This is a genomic window from Ciceribacter sichuanensis (assembly GCF_024055605.1).
GTDB lineage: Bacteria > Pseudomonadota > Alphaproteobacteria > Rhizobiales > Rhizobiaceae > Allorhizobium > Allorhizobium sichuanense.
In genome coordinates this window covers 744422-766948 of the sequence record NZ_JAMXLX010000002.1, presented here as the reverse complement: position 1 = coordinate 766948, position 22527 = coordinate 744422, and the positions used below count along the sequence as shown (strand labels likewise).

26 protein-coding genes are annotated in these 22527 nt (G+C 60.8%); 15 read left to right on the top strand and 11 right to left on the bottom strand.

All coding sequences use genetic code 11. The features are described from left to right. Nucleotides 1–13: 13 nt before the first annotated feature. The 3 genes from preA to NBH21_RS09950 form a co-directional block, all read right to left on the bottom strand. The gene (gene preA, locus NBH21_RS09960; RefSeq protein WP_250915650.1) at nucleotides 14–1327 is read right to left on the bottom strand and encodes an NAD-dependent dihydropyrimidine dehydrogenase subunit PreA; all 1314 of its coding nucleotides are present in this window, start codon (nucleotides 1325–1327) and stop codon (nucleotides 14–16) included. Between the two features lie 27 nt (nucleotides 1328–1354). Next, nucleotides 1355–2716 carry an NAD(P)-dependent oxidoreductase gene (locus tag NBH21_RS09955; protein WP_250915651.1) on the bottom strand — a complete coding sequence of 454 codons (1362 nt, stop codon included), beginning with the start codon at nucleotides 2714–2716 and terminating at the stop codon, nucleotides 1355–1357. A 116-nt stretch (nucleotides 2717–2832) separates the two neighbouring features. Then, the gene (locus tag NBH21_RS09950) at nucleotides 2833–3717 is read right to left on the bottom strand and encodes a helix-turn-helix domain-containing protein (protein WP_250915652.1); all 885 of its coding nucleotides are present in this window, start codon (nucleotides 3715–3717) and stop codon (nucleotides 2833–2835) included. A gap of 110 nt (nucleotides 3718–3827) precedes the next feature. Between NBH21_RS09950 and pobA the strand changes: the two genes are divergently transcribed. From pobA to NBH21_RS09930, 4 genes are all read left to right on the top strand, one after another. Further along, nucleotides 3828–4997 (top strand): 4-hydroxybenzoate 3-monooxygenase, encoded by a 1170-nt coding sequence (gene pobA, locus NBH21_RS09945; RefSeq protein ID WP_250915653.1) that lies wholly within the window; start codon nucleotides 3828–3830, stop codon nucleotides 4995–4997. A gap of 180 nt (nucleotides 4998–5177) precedes the next feature. Next, a complete protein-coding gene (locus tag NBH21_RS09940) occupies nucleotides 5178–5567 on the top strand; it encodes a DUF2325 domain-containing protein (protein ID WP_250915654.1) in 390 nt (129 codons plus the stop codon). Beyond that, nucleotides 5567–5830, top strand: coding sequence for a hypothetical protein (locus NBH21_RS09935; protein ID WP_250915655.1), 264 nt, complete (start codon nucleotides 5567–5569; stop codon nucleotides 5828–5830). The genes NBH21_RS09940 and NBH21_RS09935 overlap by 1 nt, the downstream gene beginning before the upstream one ends. Before the next feature lie 50 nt (nucleotides 5831–5880). Further along, on the top strand, nucleotides 5881–6267 hold the full coding sequence (locus tag NBH21_RS09930) for a VOC family protein (RefSeq protein WP_250915656.1): 387 nt from the start codon (nucleotides 5881–5883) through the stop codon (nucleotides 6265–6267). Between the two features lie 2 nt (nucleotides 6268–6269). Here the strand turns inward: NBH21_RS09930 and NBH21_RS09925 are convergent, their stop codons facing one another. Next, the gene (locus tag NBH21_RS09925) at nucleotides 6270–6647 is read right to left on the bottom strand and encodes a DUF423 domain-containing protein (protein ID WP_250915657.1); all 378 of its coding nucleotides are present in this window, start codon (nucleotides 6645–6647) and stop codon (nucleotides 6270–6272) included. A 3-nt stretch (nucleotides 6648–6650) separates the two neighbouring features. Continuing rightward, nucleotides 6651–7040 carry a globin domain-containing protein gene (locus NBH21_RS09920; protein ID WP_250915658.1) on the bottom strand — a complete coding sequence of 130 codons (390 nt, stop codon included), beginning with the start codon at nucleotides 7038–7040 and terminating at the stop codon, nucleotides 6651–6653. 322 nt (nucleotides 7041–7362) lie between these two features. Between NBH21_RS09920 and NBH21_RS09915 the strand changes: the two genes are divergently transcribed. The 6 genes from NBH21_RS09915 to NBH21_RS09890 all read left to right on the top strand — a co-directional run bounded on the left by NBH21_RS09915 (nucleotide 7363) and on the right by NBH21_RS09890 (nucleotide 14293). After that, nucleotides 7363–8535, top strand: a complete 1173-nt coding sequence (locus NBH21_RS09915; protein ID WP_250915659.1) for an ABC transporter substrate-binding protein — start codon at nucleotides 7363–7365, stop codon at nucleotides 8533–8535. 196 nt (nucleotides 8536–8731) lie between these two features. Beyond that, a complete protein-coding gene (locus NBH21_RS09910; protein ID WP_250915660.1) occupies nucleotides 8732–9595 on the top strand; it encodes a branched-chain amino acid ABC transporter permease in 864 nt (287 codons plus the stop codon). A gap of 56 nt (nucleotides 9596–9651) precedes the next feature. Beyond that, a complete protein-coding gene (locus tag NBH21_RS09905; protein ID WP_250916401.1) occupies nucleotides 9652–10605 on the top strand; it encodes a branched-chain amino acid ABC transporter permease in 954 nt (317 codons plus the stop codon). Continuing rightward, nucleotides 10602–11366, top strand: coding sequence for an ABC transporter ATP-binding protein (locus NBH21_RS09900; protein ID WP_250915661.1), 765 nt, complete (start codon nucleotides 10602–10604; stop codon nucleotides 11364–11366). The genes NBH21_RS09905 and NBH21_RS09900 overlap by 4 nt, the downstream gene beginning before the upstream one ends. Further along, nucleotides 11347–12063 carry an ABC transporter ATP-binding protein gene (locus tag NBH21_RS09895; RefSeq protein ID WP_099058609.1) on the top strand — a complete coding sequence of 239 codons (717 nt, stop codon included), beginning with the start codon at nucleotides 11347–11349 and terminating at the stop codon, nucleotides 12061–12063. Before NBH21_RS09900 ends, NBH21_RS09895 begins: the two co-directional genes overlap by 20 nt. A gap of 427 nt (nucleotides 12064–12490) precedes the next feature. After that, nucleotides 12491–14293, top strand: coding sequence for a sensor domain-containing diguanylate cyclase (locus NBH21_RS09890; protein ID WP_250915662.1), 1803 nt, complete (start codon nucleotides 12491–12493; stop codon nucleotides 14291–14293). 220 nt (nucleotides 14294–14513) lie between these two features. Here the strand turns inward: NBH21_RS09890 and NBH21_RS09885 are convergent, their stop codons facing one another. Then, the gene (locus tag NBH21_RS09885) at nucleotides 14514–15416 is read right to left on the bottom strand and encodes a LysR substrate-binding domain-containing protein (protein WP_250915663.1); all 903 of its coding nucleotides are present in this window, start codon (nucleotides 15414–15416) and stop codon (nucleotides 14514–14516) included. Nucleotides 15417–15583: 167 nt separating this feature from the next. Here NBH21_RS09885 and NBH21_RS09880 point away from each other — a divergent pair, with 167 nt between their 5' ends. From NBH21_RS09880 to NBH21_RS09870, 3 genes are read left to right on the top strand one after another with little or no spacing between them, the layout of a single operon-like run. Continuing rightward, on the top strand, nucleotides 15584–16129 hold the full coding sequence (locus tag NBH21_RS09880; RefSeq protein ID WP_250915664.1) for a sugar ABC transporter: 546 nt from the start codon (nucleotides 15584–15586) through the stop codon (nucleotides 16127–16129). A 5-nt stretch (nucleotides 16130–16134) separates the two neighbouring features. After that, on the top strand, nucleotides 16135–16461 hold the full coding sequence (locus NBH21_RS09875) for a hypothetical protein (protein WP_250915665.1): 327 nt from the start codon (nucleotides 16135–16137) through the stop codon (nucleotides 16459–16461). Nucleotides 16462–16482: 21 nt separating this feature from the next. Further along, nucleotides 16483–17325, top strand: a complete 843-nt coding sequence (locus NBH21_RS09870) for an MBL fold metallo-hydrolase (protein ID WP_250915666.1) — start codon at nucleotides 16483–16485, stop codon at nucleotides 17323–17325. Nucleotides 17326–17679: 354 nt separating this feature from the next. On the opposite strand, the gene NBH21_RS09865 is transcribed toward NBH21_RS09870, so the two are convergent. Further along, complete coding sequence (locus NBH21_RS09865) at nucleotides 17680–18192, bottom strand: DUF6428 family protein (RefSeq protein ID WP_250915667.1); 513 nt, start codon at nucleotides 18190–18192, stop codon at nucleotides 17680–17682. A gap of 42 nt (nucleotides 18193–18234) precedes the next feature. Here NBH21_RS09865 and NBH21_RS09860 point away from each other — a divergent pair, with 42 nt between their 5' ends. Both NBH21_RS09860 and arsK read left to right on the top strand, forming a co-directional pair. Next, nucleotides 18235–18597, top strand: coding sequence for an ArsR/SmtB family transcription factor (locus NBH21_RS09860; protein WP_250915668.1), 363 nt, complete (start codon nucleotides 18235–18237; stop codon nucleotides 18595–18597). Beyond that, nucleotides 18590–19801, top strand: coding sequence for an arsenite efflux MFS transporter ArsK (arsK, locus tag NBH21_RS09855; protein ID WP_250915669.1), 1212 nt, complete (start codon nucleotides 18590–18592; stop codon nucleotides 19799–19801). The genes NBH21_RS09860 and arsK overlap by 8 nt, the downstream gene beginning before the upstream one ends. Here the strand turns inward: arsK and arsH are convergent, their stop codons facing one another. The 4 genes from arsH to NBH21_RS09835 are packed head-to-tail and all read right to left on the bottom strand — an operon-like array spanning nucleotide 19802 to nucleotide 22517. Then, on the bottom strand, nucleotides 19802–20530 hold the full coding sequence (arsH, locus tag NBH21_RS09850; protein ID WP_250915670.1) for an arsenical resistance protein ArsH: 729 nt from the start codon (nucleotides 20528–20530) through the stop codon (nucleotides 19802–19804). It abuts the gene before it with no gap. Next, nucleotides 20505–20933 (bottom strand): arsenate reductase (glutaredoxin), encoded by a 429-nt coding sequence (arsC, locus tag NBH21_RS09845; RefSeq protein WP_250915671.1) that lies wholly within the window; start codon nucleotides 20931–20933, stop codon nucleotides 20505–20507. Before arsC ends, arsH begins: the two co-directional genes overlap by 26 nt. Beyond that, complete coding sequence (arsB, locus tag NBH21_RS09840; protein ID WP_250915672.1) at nucleotides 20930–21988, bottom strand: ACR3 family arsenite efflux transporter; 1059 nt, start codon at nucleotides 21986–21988, stop codon at nucleotides 20930–20932. Before arsB ends, arsC begins: the two co-directional genes overlap by 4 nt. 1 nt (nucleotide 21989) lies before the next feature. Continuing rightward, on the bottom strand, nucleotides 21990–22517 hold the full coding sequence (locus NBH21_RS09835) for an arsenate reductase ArsC (protein ID WP_250915673.1): 528 nt from the start codon (nucleotides 22515–22517) through the stop codon (nucleotides 21990–21992). Nucleotides 22518–22527: the final 10 nt, after the last annotated feature.

The following is a 22527-nucleotide window of genomic DNA, read 5'->3' as shown; positions in this document are numbered from 1 at the left end:
TGAACGATCCTGCCTATTCGGCAGCCTGTACGGCCATCGGGTTGTTCGGATGGCTTGTCCAGTTGGCGTAGTTCGGATCGACCGGCTTGCCGGTGCGCTGGTCCAGCGTGCCGGCTTCCAATCCGACCATGGTGATGCAGTTCTCGACCGGGCAGACGTTGACGCAAAGGTTGCAGCCGACGCACTCGTCTTCCATGACCTCGAAATGCCTGACGCCATCGACCATGGAGGTGATCGCCTGGTGCGAGGTGTCCTCACAGGCGATGTGACAGCGGCCGCACTTGATGCAGGCGTCCTGATCGATGCGTGCCTTGGCGATGTAGTTGAGGTTGAGATACTGCCAGTCGGTGACGTTCGGCACGGCGCGGCCGGTGATGTCGTCGAGATTGCGATGACCCTTGGCGTCCATCCAGTCGGAAAGACCCGAGATCATTTCCTGGACGATCTTGAAACCGTAGGTCATGGCCGCGGTGCAAACCTGCACGTTGCCGGCGCCGAGGACGAGGAATTCGGCCGCGTCGCGCCAGGTCGTCACGCCGCCGATACCGGAGATCGGCAGGCCGTAGGTTTCCGGATCTCGGGCGATTTCGGCCACCATGTTGAGCGCGATCGGCTTGACCGCCGGGCCGCAATATCCGCCATGGGTGCCTTTGCCGCCGACCGTCGGGTTCGGGGCAAAGTTGTCGAGGTCGACCGAGACGATGGAATTGATCGTGTTGATCAGCGACACGGCGTCGGTGCCGCCAGCCTTTGCCGCGCGGGCCGGCTTGCGAATGTCGGCGATGTTGGGCGTCAGCTTGGTGATGACGGGCATGCGGGAGTACTGCTTGCACCAGCGCACGACCATTTCGATATATTCCGGCACCTGCCCGACAGCGGCACCCATGCCGCGCTCGGACATGCCGTGGGGACAGCCGAAATTGAGTTCTATACCGTCAGCGCCGGTTTCCTCGACGAGTGGCAGGATGGCCTTCCACTCCTCTTCGACGCAGGGGACCATGATCGAGGCGACGAGCGCCCGGTCCGGCCAGTTCTTCTTCACCATCTTCATTTCCTGCAGGTTGATTTGCAGGGGACGGTCGGTGATGAGTTCGATGTTGTTCAGGCCGAGCAGGCGGCGGTCGGCGCCCCAGATTGCGCCGTAGCGCGGGCCATTGACGTTGACGACCGGCGGTCCTTCAGAGCCGAGGGTCTTCCAGACCACGCCGCCCCAGCCGGCCTTGAAGGCGCGTTCGACATTGTAGGCCTTGTCGGTCGGCGGCGCGGAGGCGAGCCAGAAGGGGTTCGGCGATTTGATGCCGACGAAATTATTGCGGAGATCAGCCATTGTTCGTTCCTCTCAATGTTCTTCGGATCAAGCGACAGCACTTGCTCCCGCCGAAAGAGCGGCGAGAGAACGATTGATGGATTCGGCCGCATCGCGGCCCATGGCGACGGCAGAAACCGTCAGGTCCTGACCGCCGAAGGCGCAATCACCGCCGGCCCAAACGCCGGGGATCGACGTGCGACCTTCCGCGTCGATGGCAATCTTGCCGCCTTCGGTCTTGAGGTCCGCCAGCCCAAGGGTGTCGAGCTTCTGGCCGATGGCGACGAGGATCTGGTCGGTCGCGATCTCGGTCGTGTGGCCGGTTCCCTTCATCAGGCCGTTTTCCAGATGGGTGTATTCCAGCTTGATGGAACTGACATGGCCACCCTTGTGGTCGATGTCCTTCGGCTGCAGCCAGTGGCGGATTGTGACACCCTTCGAGGCGGCGAGATCCTGCTCGAATTCCGACGCGTTCATGTGTTCCTTGCCGCGACGGTAGCAGATGGTGACCGTTTCAGCGCCGAGAAGCTTGGCCTGGATTGCGGCGTCGATGGCGGTCATGCCGCCGCCGATGACGACGACGTTCCGGCCGACCGGCACGTCGGCCTTGTTGTCGGCTTCGCGCAGGTTGGCGATGAACTCGACGGCATCGAGAACGCCGTTGATCTGGTCGCCCGGGGTGTGCAGCATGTTGACGTTGCCGAGGCCTATTCCGAGGAACACGGCGTCATACTGCGACTGCAGTTCGGCCAGCGTGAAATCGCGGCCGAGCATCTGGCCGTTCAAGACATCGATATTGCCGATCGACAGGACGTAATCGACTTCGGTTTGAGCAAAGTCGTTCGTCGTCTTGTAGGCGGCGATGCCGTATTCGTTCAGGCCGCCGGCCTTTTCCCTGTGGTCGTAGATGGTGACGAAATGGCCGTTCATAGCCAGACGGTGGGCGCAGGCGAGACCGGCCGGGCCAGCGCCGACGACGGCGATCTTCCTGAAGGTTTCAGCGGCCGGCGTATAGAACTGGCGTCCCTCGGCAATCGCGATATCCGTGGCGTAGCGCTGCAGGCGGCCGATCTCTACCGGGCGCTCTTCCGCCGTGTTGCGCACGCAGGCTTCTTCGCACAGCGTTTCGGTGGGACAGACGCGGGCGCACATGCCGCCCAGAATATTCTGGTCGAAGATCGTCTTTGCCGAGCCGAGCGGATTGCCGGTTGCGATCTGGCGGATGAACATCGGAATGTCGATGGAGGTGGGACATGCCGTCATGCACGGCGCGTCATGACAGAAATAACAGCGGTCAGAGGCAACCAGCGCTTCGTGATCGCCGAGGCGCGGATGGAGGTCGGAGAAGTTCTTCACATAATCGGCAGCGTCAAGCCGCCCGGCCTTCAGGCCCGGTTCCAGTCGTCGCATCGAAGTTCCCTCTTTTTTATGGTGCGATTGCGAATACGGTAACTCAGGAAAAAAAATTTATCAAACGGTAAAATTTCGGAGAAATTACAACGCAAAACGCCTGAGATGCGGGGGATTCAGCCTTCCATGAGGGCGCGTTCGCGATCGCGGTAGGCTTTCGGCGAAAGGCCGGCGTGGCGCGTGAAAAACCGGCTGAAATAGGCCTGATCGTCGAAGCCGAGGGCGGTGGCCACCTGCTGGACGGAAATCGTGGTGAAGACCAGATCGCGTTTGGCTTCCGAGATGATTCTCTCCGCGATCATGCGACTTACCGGCTTGCCGCAGATCGTCCGGGTGATGCGGTTCAGATGGGTTGTGGAGACCCCGAGGCGACGTGCATAGGCATCGACGGGTATGTGGCTGCGGAACCCGTCGCCGATCAGGTCGTTGAGTTGCGCGAAGCGTTGCTCGTCCTTTGTCGCAAGGGTTGCGGCGGCATGTGCTCCATTGACGGCAACGAGAAGCTGGATCGCCGTGCTGAGCAGGCTTTCGATCAGGGCCGACGGGCGCTCCGAACCCTGCATGATCTCCTTTTCGCCTCTCGTCAGCATCTGCGAAACGAGTTGGCTGTCAGGCTGGTCCGGGGGAAGGGGGGTAAGCTGGGGGCGGGATAGCCAGTCGGTCATGCCGGTCTGCGCGGGAAGCCGCGAAAGAAAACGGCGCGACACCATGGTCATGACGGCGCCGTCGACGTCGTTCGAGAAGCGAAAGCCGTGGTCGTGCCGTTCGGGAACGGTAATGACCGTCATCGCGCCGAAGCCATGCCAGCGGCCGTTGATTAGGGCCTGACCCTCGCCGCTGCGGATGTGCAGGATCTGGAACAGGCGCTCGTGACGGTGCCGGCTGATCTCCCATCCATGCAACTGGCTGCGGCTGGCAATCGATTCTGCATGCAGCCAGAACTCCGGCGTTTCCGATGCCGTCTCGCCGTAGAGGCTGTAGGTGGGCACTCTGCTGTTCATGGTGGCCTTATGGGAGCAATGTTCGATTTGTCCAAGAAATTGCCGGATTATTCCATTGTCGGCAAGGGCGACTTGCTTATCATTTTGCAAGAATTCAGGGAGGAAGTACGATGCGTACACAGGTCGCCATCATTGGCTCGGGCCCATCCGGGCTCATTCTCGGTCAACTTCTCAGCAAGGCCGGTATCGATAACGTCATCATCGACCGCGTCGATCGTGACTACATTCTCGGTCGTATCCGCGCGGGCGTTCTCGAAGTCGGAATGGTTTCCATGATGGATCAGGCGGGTGCGGGCGAACGCATGCACAAGGAAGGCCTGGTGCATGACGGTTTCGACCTTTCCTTCTCCGGCCGGCGTCACCGCATCGATCTCAAGAACCTCACCGGCACATCGGTCATGGTCTATGGCCAGACCGAGCTTACCCGCGACCTGATGGATCATCGCGAGGCCGATGGCGGCGTCACCATCTACAATGCCGCCAATGTCAAGCCGCACGACTTCGACGGCGACAAGCCTTATGTCACCTATGAGAAGGATGGCGTAACGCATCGGATCGATTGCGACTTCATCGCCGGTTGCGATGGCTTCCACGGCGTCTGTCGCGCTTCGGTGCAGGACAAGGGCATCCAGAATTACGAGAAGGTCTATCCCTTCGGCTGGCTCGGGATCCTTGCCGACGTTCCCCCGGTGCATCACGAACTGATCTATGCAAACCATGCGCGTGGGTTTGCGCTCTGTTCGCAGCGCTCGCTGACGCGCTCCCGCTACTACGTGCAGGTGCCACTTACGGACAAGGCGGAGGAGTGGTCCGACGATGCGTTCTGGGACGAGATCCGCAGGCGTTTGCCGGCCGATGTCGCGGAGGCCATGGTGACAGGTCCTTCGATCGAAAAGTCCATAGCGCCGTTGCGTTCCTTCGTGGCTGAGCCGCTGCGTTTCGGCCGCCTGTTCCTCGTTGGCGATGCCGGGCATATCGTGCCGCCGACGGGCGCCAAGGGGCTCAACCTCGCTGCGTCCGACGTGCATTACCTGTTCGAGGGACTGCAGGGCTTCTATGGGGAAAAGTCGATGGCGGGCATCGATGCCTATTCGGCCCGTGCGCTTGCCCGCATCTGGAAGGCGGAACGTTTCTCCTGGTCGATGACGACGCTGATGCACCGGTTCCCGGCTGAAGGCGAGTTCGGCCAGAAGGTGCAGGAAGCGGAACTCGATTACCTCTCGTCCTCCAATGCCGCGCAGACGGCCATGGCCGAAAATTACGTTGGCCTGCCTTACTGATTGACTACCAGTTTCCTCCCAGGGACGGCGGGGCCTCGGCCTCGCCGTTTTGCTTTCGTCAAAATATGATAAAAATTCTCAAGTATATACTTTACTATAATACTCATGTTTTGTAGGTTCCGAATCCGAAGGGCTGGGGCTGCGTGAGGCCGGTCCTGTTGCGAGAGGAGTTTGTGAGGCATGGCGAAGAAAAAGAAGCGCGAAGAGCAGAAGGGTGGGGCAAAATCCGCTGCCACTGACAGCCGGGCTGCTCTCGATGTCAAAAGCTTTCTTTACGTCGGTGGGCGTGATTGCCAGGTGGCGCATCTGCGCCAGATCGCCAGCAACTTCGGCGCTGAACTCATTCATCACGACGGCGGTCTGAGAGAGGCTGTATCGCGCATCGATACCGTGCTTCCCTCGGTCGACTGTGTCTTCTGCCCTATCGACTGTATCAGCCATGATGCGTGTCTGAGGGTGAAGAGCGGCTGCAAGAAGTTCGGCAAGACCTTCATCCCTTTGCGCAACGGCAGCAAGTCGAGTCTGGAGCGTGCGCTGCAGACGTTGAACGAGAGGAATGAAAGTCAGTGATGGACGATGAATTCGATTCCGCCATGCTGGTCGGCCTGCACAAGCTTGCCAGCCAGAACGGCGATGGCCTTGTTTCGGCGCTTCACGAACGTTTGATCGATCGGCAGACGCAATGGGCCGCAAGTGCGGAGATCATTCCGATTCCGCCCTTGCATAAGCGAAAGGTAAAACCCATCTATTTACAGTCGTCATGGGGCGACGCGACAATTATCGAATTTCCCGCCCCGAAGTGGCAGCGGAACGCCGCACGGCAGCGCGGCTGAAGGGCCTGGGGTTACGACGTCGGCGGGAAGCCAAACCGGGAACCGAACGCATGAATGCGGAAAACCCTGTCGACTTCACGCGGGTCGATGTCCTGCCGATTCTTCCTTCCCTCAATTTTTCACAGACAAGACAGTTTTACGTCGAAAAACTTGGCTTCGAGGCCGTTGAAGGCTTCTGCGAAGAGTATATGAGTGTGCGCCGCGACGGCCTCGAGCTGCATTTCTGGAATTGCCAGGATCCCACGCTCAGCGAAAGCAGTTCCGTGTTCTTTCGCTCCGAAAACGTCTGGCAGCTCTATGACGATTTCGACAAGCGCGGCGTGGAACTCACACGCCATGTCGATGAATTCGACCGGCCGATCGACAAGTTTCATGTCCGTGACCCGCACGGAAACCTCCTGCTCTTCGGCCGCCGTCTCGGTCCGCCGAGAGCCTGAGGCTACTCACTCGCGCGCCGCCGGAAGAATGCTCCGGCGGCCGTGATCAGCCACCCGACTATCATCAGAATGCCGCCCATCGGTGCGGCCATTGGGAAGAGGCGCGTTCCCAGGAACTGTTTGCTGACGAGATCGCCGGCAAAGAGAATTGTTCCGAGTGCCAGCACAAGGCCAGCGGCCGTTGCGGTGGGGATGCGATTGCCGGTCAGTCTTAGAGCCAACAGAGCCGGTGCGTGAACAAGGCACATGGTGGATGCTGGCCCAAGCAGGCCTTCGCTGCCGGTATGGGTCGCCGCGGCGGCAAGGCCAACGCCCGAAGCTCCTATAAGGCCCGCAAGCGCCAGTAACAGACGGTTCAATCCTTCGGAATTCTGCGGCACGGTCTATTCCTTGTTCTGCATGTGGTGGGCGAGCCTCTCGACCGGGTCCCAGATGATGGCGCGCAGCTTCGCGTGGGAAATTGTGTCTTCCATGGCAAGGCGGAAGCAGAGTAGCCACTCGTCGCGCTCCTCGGGGCCGATCTCAGCCACGAAATGACGGCGTTTCAGCATCGGATGGCCGCGCTTCTCGATGTAAAGCTGCGGTCCGCCGAGATAGCCCGTGAGATATTCGTAGAGCTTTTCTTCGCTGCCGGAGAGATCCGGCGGGTGGATCGCGCGGCAGCGCGCGGCCTCGGGCAGGCTGTCCATCAACTCGTAGAAGCGATGGGCCAGAGCCTTGACTGTTGGGTCTCCCCCGATCGCCTCATAGAGTGTAATTGTCTCTTCGCTCATTTCCGGATTCCGATTGTCAGCATTTCTTATTATCCGCGAGGCTGTGCTCCGGGCAACAGGATCGGGCGGCTGTGCGGCAAAAGGCGCGCTTCAGGTCATTGCGCACCGGATGGTTATGTGTTGCCCTGTCGCTGCCTGTGGAAAATGCTGCTCAGACAGGCATGATAAGCTTTATCCTCGGCCGAGATTCATAATGAATTCGGTATGAATTCGCTCAGGCTTTTTATTATACATCGTGGCCAGCTCCGCCTAAGCAATGGGAGTGGTCATTTTTGCCGGCGCGAGGACGCATAAGCAGATGCCGGCCAAGGGAGGAGTTTCGATGAAGAAGTTGGTTGTCGCCGCTGTTGCGGCCATTCTCATGAGCGGTACCGCCTATGCTGACACCATCAAGGTGGGGGTCATCGGGCCGTTTTCCGGGCCGTTTGCCCTGCAGGGCAAGAACTTCAAGGCGGGCATCGACGCCTACATGGCGCTGAACGGCAATACCGTTGGAGACGATACCGTCGAGGTCGTCTACCGCGACGTTCCGCAGGCCGATCCGGCCCAGTCCAAGGCGCTGGCTCAGGAGTTGGTGGTCAAGGAAGGCGTGCAGTATCTTGCCGGTTTCTATTTCACGCCTGACGCCATGGCCGTTACCCCGCTTCTGAAGCAGGCCAATGTGCCGATGGTGGTCATGAACGCCGCGACTTCGGCGATCGTCACCAAGAGCCCGCTCGTCGTTCGCACCTCGTTCACGACCTGGCAGACCTCGACCCCGCTGGCGAAGGTGGCTTTCGACAAGGGCATCAAGAAGATGATCTCGGTGGTCAGCGATTACGGTCCGGGTATCGATGCTGAGAACGCCTTCAAGACCGGCTTCGAGGGGCTGGGCGGCACGGTGGTCGAGACCATCCGCATGCCGCTCGCCACCAATGATTTCAGCCCGATCATGCAGCGTATCAAGGATTCCGGCGCAGAAGGCGTGTTCGCCTTCCTGCCGTCCGGCCCGACTACGCTCGGCTTCGTCAAGGCCTACAACGAAAACGGCCTGAAGGCCGCCGGCACGCCGCTTTACGGCCCCGGCGACTTCACGCAGGAATCGGATCTTCCGGCTCTCGGCGACATGGCGCTCGGCATGCAGACTGGTTTCCACTATTCGGTCGCGCATGACTCTCCGGAAAACAAGGTGTTCGTCGAGGCCGCCCGCAAGGCGATCGGCAATCCGGCGGAACTTTCCTTCCCGGCCGTCGGCGCCTATGACGGCATGTATGTCATCTACAAGATGATCGAGGCGACCGGTGGCGAGCAGGATGCCGCCAAGGCTGTCGAAGCCGTGAAAGGCCTCTCCTGGACCAGCCCGCGCGGTCCGGTGAGCATCGATGCCGAAAGCCGCCACATCACGCAGAACATCTATCTGCGCGAAGTTGCCAAGGCCGATGACGGTACCTACTACAACAAGGAAATCCAGACCTTCGAAAACCAGAAGGATCCGGGTCTCGCCGCCGCGAAGTAACGCGGCGAACCACGATGCACGGACAGTCCGTCGAAGATAGCTTCAGCGGACTGTCCGAGTGGCCCATCCCGTGTGGGTCGCAATATCCCGCCAGAGCGCCGGCGCATGACCGGCCCGACCCGAGAGCGGGACTTACAAGGTGACGGCCGCCGGCGCATCGAGCGGATGCGCAAGGCCAAAAGACAGGAACCAAACAATGCAAACCATGTTCAGCATAGCCGTCGATGCGCTCGCCTATGGCATGGTGCTGTTCGTCATTTCGATCGGTCTTTCGGTGACCATGGGCCTGATGCGTGTCGTCAATCTGGCTCACGGCGCTTTCGCCATGATCGGTGGCTATTTCGCCTCTTATGCGGCACAGCACTTCGGCATCGGCTATGTCGGCGCGATCTTCGTCGCGGTCATCGGAACGGTGGTGATCGCCATTCCGCTGGAACGGCTTCTCTATCGCCGTATCTATGGTTCTCCGCAGCTGACCCAGGTGCTGATGACCATCGGCATCACCTTCTGCGTGATCGGTATCGCCAACTTCGCCTTTGGGCCGACACTGAAGACCATTCCGCTGCCGGAACAGCTGCAGGGTTCCGTCGATATCGGTTTCCGCTCGATCGGCGCGCACCGCATCTTCGCGATCGTCTGCGGTCTCGCGGTTGCCGGAGCGCTCTGGTTCCTGATCGAGCGCACGGCATTCGGCGTGAAGCTGCGCGCTTCGGTCGACAATGCCGCCATGGCCGCAGCACTCGGCGTGCGGACCGAGGTGGTCTATGCGATCTCGTTTGCGGTTGCGATCGGCCTTGCCGCATTCGGCGGTGTCGTCGGTGCGGAACTGATGCCGGTCGAGCCTTACTATGCGCTGCGCTATATGGTGACCTTCCTCGTCGTCGTCTCGGTCGGCGGCGCGGGCTCCATTCCCGGTGCGCTTGCCGCATGTCTGCTGCTCGGCGGAATCGATACAACCGGACGTTACCTCGCGCCGGAATATGGCGAGTTCTTCTTCTATCTGGCCGTCATCGTGGTGGTCACCCTGTTCCCCCGCGGCCTGGCCGGAAGGCTCAAGTGAAAATGGCGGTCCTCATGAACGAAACCAATCTTGCCGGTGCGGTGCCCCGCAGAAAGATGGAAATCGGCGGTCTCGTCGGCGTGGCGGCGATCATCGTCGTCGCCATCATCGGCTACTTCCTCTTCCCCAGCAATCTGGCGCTCCTGACGCGCATCATCGGCACAGCACTTCTGGTGCTGTCGATCGATCTCGTTACCGGTTACTGCGGCGTCGCGACTCTCGGCCATGCGGCCCTGTTCGGAGCGGGCGCCTATGGCGCCGGCATCGCGGCGGCTCATTTCGGCATCACCGAACCGCTGACCATGACACTGATCGGTGCTGCCGCCGGCGCGGTCGCCGGCCTTGTTTCCGGCGCCATCGTGCTTCGCGCCCACGGGCTGTCGCAGCTGGTGCTGTCGATTGCCGTGATCCATCTCTTCCATGAGGCGGCCAACAAGGCATCCGGCTGGACGGGCGGTAGCGACGGTCTTGCCGACATCATGCCGGATGCGCTTCTCGGCATGTTCGAATTCGACCTCTGGGGCCAGACGGCCTATATCTACGGCGTTGTGCTGCTGCTGGTGGTCTTCGTGCTGCTGCGCATGCTGGTGCGCTCGCCTTTCGGCATGCTCTGTCGGGGTATCAAGGAGGATCCGATCCGTGTTCACGCGATGGGTGCTTCGGTCAACTCGACGCTGCTCAAGATGTACGTGATCTCCGGCATGGTGGCCGGCGTGGGCGGCGCGCTGAACGCAATCTCCACCCAGGTCGTCGGCCTCGACAGCCTCAGCTTCACGCTCTCCGCCGAAGCCCTCGTCATGCTGGTTCTCGGCGGAACGGGTTCGCTGTTTGGCGCGCTGATCGGCACCGTCACCTTCATGTGGTTCGAGGACCTCGTTTCCGCGGCCAATCCGTTCCACTGGCTGACCATGGTCGGTGCGCTGCTGATCGCGGTCGTGCTGTTTGCTCCCCGCGGCCTTTACGGTACCGCGCAGCATCTGTTCAGCCGCCGCAAGGAGCGCAGCGCATGAGTGCGATATTCGAAGTCCAGCAGTTGCGTCGCAACTTCGGCGGTCTGGTCGTCACCAATGATGTGTCGATCTCCATGGCCAAGGGCGACCGCATCGCCCTGATCGGCCCCAATGGCGCCGGCAAGACCACTTTCGTCAATCTGGTGACGGGTAACCTGAAGCCGTCTTCGGGCAGCGTGAAACTGGCCGGAGAGGACGTGACCGCGCTCAACTCCATGCAGCGCGTGCGTCGTGGCCTCGTGCGTTCCTTCCAGGTGACGCGGCTGTTCTATGACATGACGCCGGAAGAGCATGTGTCGCTCGCCATCCTGCAGCGCGAAGGCAAGTCCGGTCGCATGTTCGGCAGCCATGCCGGCATGCGCGAGGTGATGGAGGAAACGTATGACATCCTCGGCACCCTCGGCCTGACGGCGCTTGCCCAAAGCCGGGTGAGCGAGATTGCCTATGGCCAGCAGCGCCTCCTCGAAATCGCGCTCGCCCTTGCTCTCAAGCCCAAGGTGCTGTTGCTCGACGAGCCTGCAGCGGGCGTGCCACAGAGCGATACCGGCCGTATCGAACAGGCGCTGGAAAAACTGCCGGCAGATCTCGCCGTGCTGATGATCGAACATGACATGGACCTCGTCTTCCGTTTCGCCAAGCGCGTCGTCGTGCTGGCGGCGGGTACGGTGATCTTCGACGGTTCGCCGTCCGCCGTGACCAACGACGCCCGTGTCCGTGAAGCCTATCTGGGGAGCTATGCCAATGCCGGCAGCGCCGCTTGAAATCCGCAACCTCAGCTCGGGCTATGGCCCGACACGGGTGATCGAGGATGTATCTTTCTCCGTTGCCGCCGGTTCGCGCCTCGCGGTTCTCGGCCGTAACGGCATGGGCAAGACGAGCCTGTTTGCCACGCTCGCCGGCCAGACGAAGCGTTATGGCGGTGAGATTCGCCTTGGCGAGCGCGACATTGCCGCACTGCCGAGTGCTGCACGCGCGATTGCGGGTCTTGGTTACGTACCGCAAACGCGCGACATCTTCCCGACGCTGACGGTGGAGGAGAACCTCTTCGTCGGCCTCAAGGGACGCTCGAAGGACGCGCTCGAGGAAGCCTATGCGATGTTCCCGCGCCTCAAGGAGCGCCGCCGGAACCTCGGTTCGCAGCTTTCTGGCGGCGAGCAGCAGATGCTTTCGACTGCGCGGACCATTCTCGGCCAGCCGACCGTGCTGTTGCTCGACGAACCGCTGGAAGGGTTGGCGCCAGTCATCTGCGAGGAACTGATGGCCGCCTTCTCGCGGCTTGCCCAGACGGGCGACATGACGATCCTGCTGGTCGAGCAGCGCATCCAGAGCGCACTCGATTTTGCCGATCACGTCATCATCATGGAGCGCGGCCGCATCGCCTGGCGCGGCACACCCGTCGAACTTTCTGCCGACAAGCAGGCGGTCGAGGAACTGCTCGGCGTCGGCGGTCTTCACTGACCGCCTGACGGCTCCCTCCGGCACGCCTCACGTTTACCGCAACGCTGCGCTTCTCCTGTGATGCGCGGCGTTGCGTGCTTCGTCGGTCTGTCTCCGCGCAGTGGAAAAGTCCCGGCTGACACCAGCCCTGCCGAACCCGTTCCGGTTTGCATTCTCTTTACAAAGTTCATGGATCCTTCGCGATACGGGAAGGGCCTTTCCTTCATACTTGCCCTGCGATAGATGATGATGACTTACGGTCGCATCGGCGTGCAGCCGAATCCTGATGTAGGTCAGGGAGTTGCAGCGGGATTTTCGCCGGGGACAGATGGCATCGACGGCTTTTCTCTCCGGCGATCGTGGTGGCCGTTCCGAAGAATGGCTCCGTCGATCAGGGGCAACGCGGCAATCGCGGGGGCCGCTCAAGTTTGCGAAGCGAAAGGCTTTCATGCGTATTCATGAAATCACCAACTGGGCCTATGGCCTGACGCTTGTCTTCACCGGCCTGTCCGCAGCCGCTTTCATCGTTTCGTCCCACAGCGCGGATCGCGAGAGGGTGGCGGTGGAGCACCATCTTTCGCTCGACAGCCTCGCTGAGGAACTGGCGCTCGGGGCTGACGAGCGTACCAATGAAGCCCGGCTCTACGTGATGAGCGGCGAGGAACGCCGCCTCGTGACCTTTGCTACCGATGAGGCGGAGGAGAAGCGGCTGGAAGGGACGATTACCGCGATCCGCTCGCTCGACCCATCGCCGCAGGAAGTCGATCTCCTGAATTCCATACGGCGGGATGCGGACGTTCTGGACACGATGGAGCGGCAAGCGATCCAGACCTACCAGCAGGGCGACGTGGCAAAGGCGCGCGATACCCTGTTCGGCACCGAGCATGTGCAGCTCCATGCGCGCTTCATGGCTAATGTCGAGACCTTTCGCAAAGATACGGCAAACCGCACCCTTTCCGCCGTGCACGATGCGCAGTTCCGCGCCGATTTCTTCGGCCTGATCGCGCGCATACTGCTGGGTGCGACGGCGGCGCTTTTCCTCGGCGTGCTCTATTTCGTGCTGCGTCGGCGAGTGGCGATGCCGCTCGTCAAGATGGCCGCCGTTGTCCGGCGGCTGGCCCGGCAGGATTACGAGGTCGAGGTTCTGCCGGATGGCCGGCACGACGAAATCAGCGAGATGAACAATGCGCTCGCCATTTTCCGCGAGAACGGACTTGAGCGCGAACGCCTCGATGCGGCGCGGCGCGCCGAGCAGGAGACGAAGGACCTGATCCTGCAGATGATGCACCGGCTTCAGGCCTGTCAGACGCGCGGGGAAGTGGCGGAGATGCTGACCCGCTTCATGCCGCAGATCTTTCCGAGACTTGCCGGCCATCTGTTGCTGCTCAACGATCGGCGCACCACCCTGCGGGTGGATGCCAGCTGGCTGGAGCCGAAGCGCTGCGAGGACCAGTTCGAACTCTCCGACTGCTGGGCATTGCGCCGCGGCCATCCTCACGTGAGCGATGTGCGAGGCGGTGATGCCCAGTGCAAGCATCTGCGCGAGGGGGAGCAGGAGGCGCTCTGCGTGCCGCTGTCGGCGCTCGGCGATACTATCGGTCTCCTCTATTTCGAAGAGGTGGACGGCGCGCGTTCCTCCGGAGACATATCGCGTCTCTATCTGGAAATGATTGCGGAAAACGTTGCGCTGGCCATCGCCAATCTGGAACTGCGCGAGCGCCTGACGGACATGGCGATCCGGGATCCGTTGACCGGCCTTCTCAACCGGCGTTCGCTCGATGAAATGCTGAACCGGTTCGCGGACGGGCAGGGCACGGCGCTCGCCTGCATGATGCTCGACATCGACCACTTCAAGCGCTTCAACGACGAGTTCGGCCATGACGCCGGCGATATGGTCATGCAGCACGTGGCGCAGATCGTCCGCGAAAGCGTGGCCGATCGAGGGAAGGTTTTCCGTTTCGGCGGAGAAGAGTTCACCGTGCTTTGCCCCGGCATGGAGATCGAGCAGGCGCTCGATCTGGCGGAAATCATTCGCGCCGCGGTGGCCGATGCCCCGCTCAGCCATCGCGCCCGCCCGCTCGGCCGCGTCACCATGTCGATCGGTGTGGCGCAGTCTCCGGGCGAGGGACCGTGGGCCACGCTGGTCAGTCGCGCCGATGCCTCGCTGCTCAAGGCCAAGGAAGACGGTCGTAACCGCGTGCGACCGGGCCGGGAACAGACCGTGGATCTGGCTCCTTTGGCTCATCGGTGACCTGAGGATTGCAGAGAGCCCTGCCGCTTGGATGCGCTTGTTCACCGCACCGCTTGAAGTTTCCTGGTTGCTTCTTTTGGGCTGCTTCCAAAAGCCCTGATAAACGGTCAGGTATTTGGGAATAATGGCGCACCGCGCCGGGTGAAGACGAGAACTATGTCTACGCTATAGCCCTCTCTTAAGCATGGTTCGAATCTTAGAAGTATTCGGCTGCCCCGTGTCAATCGAAGCTTGGACTGTGACGGCGTGCTTCCTTGATCAGCCAGTTCGCGAACATCTGGATAGGTCCTTCGCTCAATCGTATCGGCTCCGGCAAGATGAGGCAGAAGGTTTTGGCGATCGATATTCCATCGGGCCAGGGCGCGACCAAGCGACCTTCCGCCAATTCGGTTTCGACATAGAGGCGCGGTACGAGTGCAACGCCGAGGCCGGCTAACGCGGCTTCGATTTGCATGGAGTGAAGATCATAACGGGCTCCAACCGCAGGATTGGTCAGCGCGATCCCGGTTTCCTGCGCATAGCGTTGCCAGGCGTCCGGGTTCTGACGTCGATGAAGGCGAGGCAGTTCATCCAAGGATACCGCTCCTTCACCTCCATCGAGAAGCGCCGGATGGCAAACAGGTACCAACGTCTCATGCAACAGGCGGTGCGTTCTCATTCCCGTCCAGGCAGGATGCTCGAAATGGATCGCAGCATCGAAGCCGCTACCGGCAAGCACAAAGGGCTCCATCCGCTCAGTAAGATGCACGGTGGTGTTTGGGTGCATTTCACGAAACCGCGCCAACCGGGGAATAAGCCAGCGCGTGGCAAAGGTCGGGATGGTGGCGATGTCGAGGCTCGCGCCATCGCTGGGCTGCCCCATCAGATATTGGCTGTCACGCTCCAGCCGGTCGAGTGACTCGCGAACCTGAACGGCATAACGCTCTCCATTCGGCAAGAGCCGGACACGATTGCCAACCCGTTCGAACAACGTGATGCCAAGGAACGCTTCCAGTCGACCGATCTGGCGGCTGATCGCCCCTTCGGTCAGGGCCAGTTCGTCGGCCGCGCGCGCGAAGCTGCCATGACGAGCGGACGCCTCGAATGCCATGAGTGCGGAATTGCTGGGAATCTTGCGGCGCATGATGGTTCCTGACAGCACGGGTCGGCGTTCGATCCACCGCCACCTTGATATTAGATCACTGAAGCATGATCCGTTGTCGATATATAGACCAAGATTGTCAGTCTATCATGAGCAAATATCAACGATAGATGGCCTGAAGCTCCGTGCTTTCGGTCGAAGGTGGTGCAATGATCTATACGGTGGAATGCAGCTTTGCCGATCCCGGCAGCGAAGCGGAATGGAACGACTTTTACAGCCTGGACAAGCTGCCAGCCCTTATTTCCGTGAGCGGTTTTCATACTTCGCAACGTTTCAAGGCTTTGACCCGTGGTTGCCCTGTTTATCTAGCCCTTCATTCGATTGATGGCCTCGATATTCTGGCGGGTGAGGAATACCGCCAGAAGGGCGGCGGCAATTTTGCACGCTGGCAACAGTACATCACCGACTGGCACCGGAACCTCTACGATGGCATCGAGCGAGCGCCGGCCATTGGTGAGGGCGAATATCTTGCGTTGAGCGCAACAGGTCCCGAACCTCTGGTCCGGCTTGGTCTCACCCCGTATGCGATGCAGGCGGTTGCTATGGAGAAGTTCCCGGAGCAGCGCTGGCTCGCCAAGGTGGAGCGCGGCAACGTGCCTGACATCGAGCATCTATCTGAAGGCGTCCATGTCTATGCGCCGATGACGGCGCAGTTGGCGAATGGCGGTAACGTCGCTGTCAGGAAGGCGCGGTAACACTGATGCCGAATGTCACGATCTACATTCCCGTAGACAGGATGCCACCGGACGAAGCGCTCGCAGATCTCACGGAGCAATGCGCAGAACTTTGCACGGGCATTCTCCGGGCGGCATTGCCGAACGTGCACATCATCTATGTCGCTGTTTGGCACGGTCGAGGGCACCCGGCTTTCGCTGAAATCCAATATCGCCTTGAGCCATTTCGGACGCTGCCGGTCATGGAACGGTTCATGGAGGGACTGGACGACGCCATAAGGCGCAAGATCGGCCTCACGGCGCGCATTCGCTGCTTTGGCTATGACGCGTCGAGCATCCACGCACGAAATTGAGTTGACGCCTGGAGAAGAACCATGTCTCATCTTGCATTACCCAGCCAGCCGGTCGGTGACTTCACGATCACCGCCGTCAGTGATGGCTATCTCCACGCCAGTTTCGATTTCCTCGCGAATATCGATCCGGCCGAAGCTTCTCGCATGCAGGAAAATGCAGGGATAACGGATCATACCTCGATCCATATCAACTGCTATCTGGTGCGCGGAGGCGGTCGCACGATCCTGATCGACGCAGGTGCGGGCGGTTTCAAGCAATGGGGCGGTCGATTAACTGCCAATCTGCTACTCGCTGGCATTCATCCTTCGGAAATCGACGCAATCCTATTGACGCATGCCCATCCCGATCATGTCGGGGGGGTGATGAACGCATCAGGGGAAGCCGTCTTTCCGAATGCCGAGCTTGTCGCCCACCATCGGGAAGTCGCGTTCTGGCAGGATGACGGCAATCTGAGCCGCGCGCCTGAGCGTGCCCGTGGCAACTTCCTCGTGGCGCGTCAGGCCTTTGACGGCTATCGCGACCGTCTGCGCACCTTCGACGCCGGTGAGGTGCTGCCTGGCATGACGGCGGTTCCGCTTCCGGGTCACACCGCCGGGCACACCGGCTACCGTCTCGAATCCGGCGGCCAGAATCTGCTGGTTTGGGGAGATATTGTCCATTTCCCTGAGATTCAGATTCCGCGCCCTGACGTGTCGATTGCGTTCGATCAGGATGCACATCTCGCCGCCGAAACACGAACGAGGCTGCTGGACATTGCCAGTTCGGAAAACCTGCTGATCGCGGGAATGCATCTGGGCGAATCCGCTTTCGGACATATCGCGCGAGCAGCAAACGGGACGTATGCGGTCTCCTATGAAAAATGAAAGTGGTTCAGTGGCCTTACCTCCGCGTCTTGGCAATCAGGATGGTGCGCTTTCGTTGAATCGATCCTTAGTCAATTTTCGTCCGCGCAACTTATTGAGATGGCGGATAACCTACATCGAAGAGCCGACCGACGACTGGCCCGCCGCCTAGCCCATCGCCGACATGTTGCGGACACATTCGTCAGATAGAAGCACTTCATTGGCATTGCTGATGAGCGCTGAGATGATTTCGCCGCTCGCGATGCTGCATCGTTCAAGCTTTTGACCACGGATGTACTGGCACTGGTGATAGAACGATGATCAGGAAGGTCGGTGCGATTTCGCCCCGGCCTTTTTTGTTGCCCGTAATGCGGATCAGGGACAGCAGCTCTTGCTTGATGATGGCGCGCAGCACGAGCTTTTCGCTTGTTCCTCTGCAAGCCAGCGGTCACGAGGCTTGCAGCTCGATGGCCGGGCGTTTAGCGCCACCTGGAACGATCCGTCCTGCAATTGCGGGGATCCGGCGCAGTAGAGGGCCATCGGCCGCTTCCCGTCGCTGACTTCAAAGGTGAGCTTCGCGGATGGTTCAAGCTTCACGTGGTCACTGACCTTCCGGATGATGGCCGCAAACTTTCCCGCGGGCATGTGGGTCCGCCCATCCTCATCGATGTCCCAGAGCTGTACGAAGATCTCCGACCAGGCTTCTGGATTTGCGCCGCAGTCGAGAGCCGCAAATTGTCCGGCCTTCACCTCGGTCACGTGATAGCCGGGCTTCACAGGGTGACCCTCGTGATGGAACACCAAGGGCGCATCAGGCGCAGCCGCCAGGACATCGAGAAGATGGCCGAGCGTGATATCGGTCGAGAGTGTCTTGTCGATCGCGTTCATGTGCGCTAATCCTTGCTTTGATGATTCAAGGAATATTGAAATATGGATGAACGTCAAGCCCTCATGTCATTCGCGGCCCTCTCGCAGGAAACCAGGTTAGCTGTCGTGCGCAACCTTGTGGTCGCTGGCCCGGAGGGCATGGCCGCCGGAGCTATTGCTGAGAAAATGGGTGTCTCGCCGTCCAACGTCTCCTTCCATCTCAAGGAGCTCGAACGCGCAGGACTGATCGGGCAGAGACGTGAGTCGCGCTCAATCCTCTACAGCGCCAACTACGATGCGCTCTCGGGTCTGGTGACGTTCCTCATGCATGACTGCTGCATGGGACATCCACGAGTCCTTGGGACAACCGAGGGCAAGGGTGACTGCTGCTCCAACGAGGCACGGGAAGCGAACCCGCATGCGTGATGCGACGAACGCGATTTCGCTCGCAACGATCTCAGCGCTTGGCCTGACACAGATCATCGGCTATGGAACGCTCTACTACTCGTTCTCGATCCTCGCGCCTGGCATGGCGAAGGATCTCGGCATCACGCTCGAGCAGGTCTTTGGTGTCTTCTCGGCCTCGCTCTTCATCGGAGGCCTCTCGGCTCCGGTGATCGGCAGGCAGATGGACAGAGCAGGAGCGGCGACCGTCCTGACCGTCGGTTCGGTTCTCTCCGCGCTCACGCTCGCGCTGTGTGCATGGTCGCCATCGGTGGCGGTCTTCGCGCTCGCGATCGTCTTGTTGGAGATATCCTCGGGGATGGTTCAATACCAGGCGGCATTCGCTGCGCTCGTCGAGAGCGATCCCAAGACGGCGTCCCGGAGCATCACCTACCTGACGCTCATCGGCGGCTTCGCCTCCACTATCTTCTGGCCGATATCCTCCGCGCTGATGGAATACCTGTCGTGGCGGGAAATCTACCTGGCGTTCGCCGCCCTCAATCTGCTCGTCTGCATGCCCCTGCATTTCTGGATGATGCGGAAGGGAAAGGCTGCAAACGCCAGGGGAGCAGCCCGCGAACGTGAACGGGTGATTGGCGTGATGCCGCCGGAAGCACGGCGCGGCGCGATGATCGTGGTGTCGGCCGCTTTCGCCATCCTCGGGTTCACCCTAGCGTCCATCCTCGCGCATATGGTTCCGATGCTCGGGAATCTCGGTCTCGGGACAGCGGCGGTGATCATCGGGTCGTTATTCGGACCGGCGCAAGTTCTGAGCCGCCTGATCAACATGATCTTCGGAACGCGGTTGTCGCCGCCCATGCTGGCGGTCATATCGGCGGCGCTCATGGTGACTGGTATCGTGATCCTCGGCCTGAGCGGAAGCTGGTTGCCTGGCGCTGTCGCGTTCGCGATCTGCGTCGGCCTGGGATCCGGGATCAACTCGATCGCCCAGGGCAGCCTGCCGCTCTATCTGTTCGGGAGCGACGGCTACGGCGCGATCACAGGCAAGATGGCGGCTGCGCGGCTTGCCATGGGAGCGGCCGCGCCTTTCGTCTTCGCCATGGCGATGGAGCAATTCGGCATTGGCCTGTCCCTGTTCGCCACGGCGGCCCTCGGCATGGTCGGCATGGCCGCGTTCGTCAGCGTGTCGATGGCGACGAGGCAAAATCCCGTCACCGTCGGCTGATCAGATCGAGCTCAGCTTCACACGCTGATCGAGCTTGGCGGCGTCTTCCTTGCGTTCGCTGTATCGGTCAGTGAGGTAGGAAGAGGCATCCCGCGTCAGCAGCGTGAATTTCACCAGCTCCTCGCACACGTCGACGACACGGTCGTAGAAGGATGATGGCTTCATGCGTCCATCGGCATCGAACTCCTGAAAGGCCTTGGCAACGCTGCTCTGGTTCGGGATCGTGATCATCCGCATCCAGCGACCGAGGATCCGGAGCTGGCCAACGGCGTTGAAGGACTGCGAGCCGCCGGACACCTGCATCACCGCGAGCGTCTTTCCCTGCGTCGGCCGCACCGAGCCGACGGCCAGGGGAATCCAGTCGATCTGGGACTTCATGACCCCGGTCATCGCGCCATGCCGCTCGGGGCTGACCCAGACCTGGCCCTCGGACCATTCGGAAAGCTCCCGGAGTTCCTGCACCTTGGGATGGCTGACAGGAGCTTCGTCAGGCAGGGGAAGGCCCTTGGGATCGAAGACCCTGACCTCGCATCCGAGCCGCTCGAGCAGTCGGCGCGCCTCGTAGGCGAGGAGCCTGCTGTAGGAAACCTCCCGGAGCGATCCGTAGAGGATCAGGATGCGCGGCTTGTGGGTCGAAAACGATGGCCGAAGCGCATCGAGATCCGGCTGACGCAGATGCCGTTCCTCGAGGGCTGGAAATGACTCAGACAATGCGCTTTCCCTTCTCATCGAGAACCTTCTCGCCGTCTTCCTTGGTGAAGGCGCCCCTGTGGGTGTCCGGCAGGATATCGAGAACAGCCTCGGACGGACGGCTCAAGCGGGTGCCGAGGGGGGTGACGACGAACGGGCGGTTGATCAGGATCGGATCCTTGAGCATTGCATCGAGCAACTGGTCGTCGGTCAGTTCCGGATTGTCGAGACCGAGTTCAGCGAAGGGCGTTCCCTTTTCGCGGATTGCTTCACGCACCGATAGTCCAGCGTCGGTGATCATCTTCACCAGTTCATCACGGGAGGGCGGGGTCTTGAGATATTCGATCACCGTCGGCTCGATGCCAGCGTTGCGGATCATCTCGAGCGTGTTGCGCGAAGTCCCGCAGGCGGGATTGTGGTAGATGGTGACATCCATGGTCATGTCCTTTCGGTAGCAGTGTTCTTGGAGACGGCGGGGGCGGCTTCGTACCAGCCCTTGGTGCGGTTCACGATCCATACGACCGACAGCATCACAGGGACCTCGATGAGAACGCCCACGACTGTCGCGAGAGCCGCGCCGGATTGGAAGCCGAACAGGCTGATTGCCGCCGCGACTGCGAGTTCGAAGAAATTGCTGGCCCCGATGAGGGCGGAAGGCCCGGCGACGCAGTGCTGTTCTCCCGACATCCGGTTCAGCAGATAGGCCAGGCCAGAGTTGAAGTAGACCTGGATCAGGATCGGAACCGCCAGAAGGCCGATGATTGTCGGCTGCGCGATGATCTGCTCACCCTGAAAGCCGAAGAGCAGGATCAGCGTGGCGAGCAGAGCAAGGAGGGAGAGTGGTTGCAGCCGGGCGAGAAGGCGGTCGAGCGACCGGGTCGTGCCATCGGCAGTGAGCCTCTTCCGGATGATCTGAGAGATGGCCACCGGGATCAGGATGTAGAGGACGACAGAGATCGTCAGCGTGTCCCATGGAACCGTGATCGCCGACAGTCCAAGGAGAAGTCCGACGATCGGAGCAAAGGCAACGATCATGATGGCATCGTTGAGCGCGACCTGGGACAGGGTGAAGTGCGGCTCGCCCTTGGTAAGGTTCGACCACACGAAAACCATTGCCGTGCAGGGCGCGGCCGCCAGAATGATCAGGCCGGCGATATAGGAGTCGATCTGGTCGGCCGGAAGCATGGGACGGAAGAGCCAGCCCACGAACAGCCATCCGAGCAGTGCCATCGAGAATGGCTTGACCGCCCAGTTGACAAAGAGCGTCACGCCGATGCCCCGCCAGTAGCTTCCGACCTTCGCCAGAGCCCCGAAGTCGATCTTGAGCAGCATCGGGATGACCATCAGCCAGATCAGGGCTGCGACCGGGATGTTCACCTTTGCGACCTCGGCCGCACCGATCGCGTGAAACACGCTGGGCATGAGGTGCCCGAGGGCGATGCCGACGACGATGCAGAGGAAGACCCAGATGGTCAGGTATCGTTCGAACGTTGACATATTACTCGGCCTTTGCGGATTTGACGGAGGCGCCTTCGAGCGAACCGATCTGGCGGACATGCTGTTCGAGCGCCATTCGGTCGATGGAGGCTAGGGGCAGGTTGATGAAGGCGGTAATGCGGTTCTTGAGGAAGCGTGCCGCCTGGGCGAAAGCCTGCTGGATATCGACTTCGCTGCCGACCACGGCGGCCGGATCCTCGACTCCCCAGTGGGCGGTCATCGGATGACCAATCCAGACAGGACATGCTTCCCCTGCGGCGCTGTCGCAGACGGTGAAGATGAAATCCATCTCGGGTGCGCCGGGTTCTGCGAAGACGTCCCAGCTCTTCGAGGAGAAGCCCGTCGACGGATAGCCCAGGGCGGCCAGTTCCTTCAGCGCATGCGGGTTCACTTCGCCCTTTGGCTGGCTGCCCGCTGAGAAAGCTTTGAAACGTCCGCCGCCTTCCTTGTTGAGGATGGATTCGGCGAGGATGGAGCGTGCGGAATTGCCCGTGCACAGGAAGAGCACGTTGTAGGTCTTGTCTGTCATGGTCGTGTTC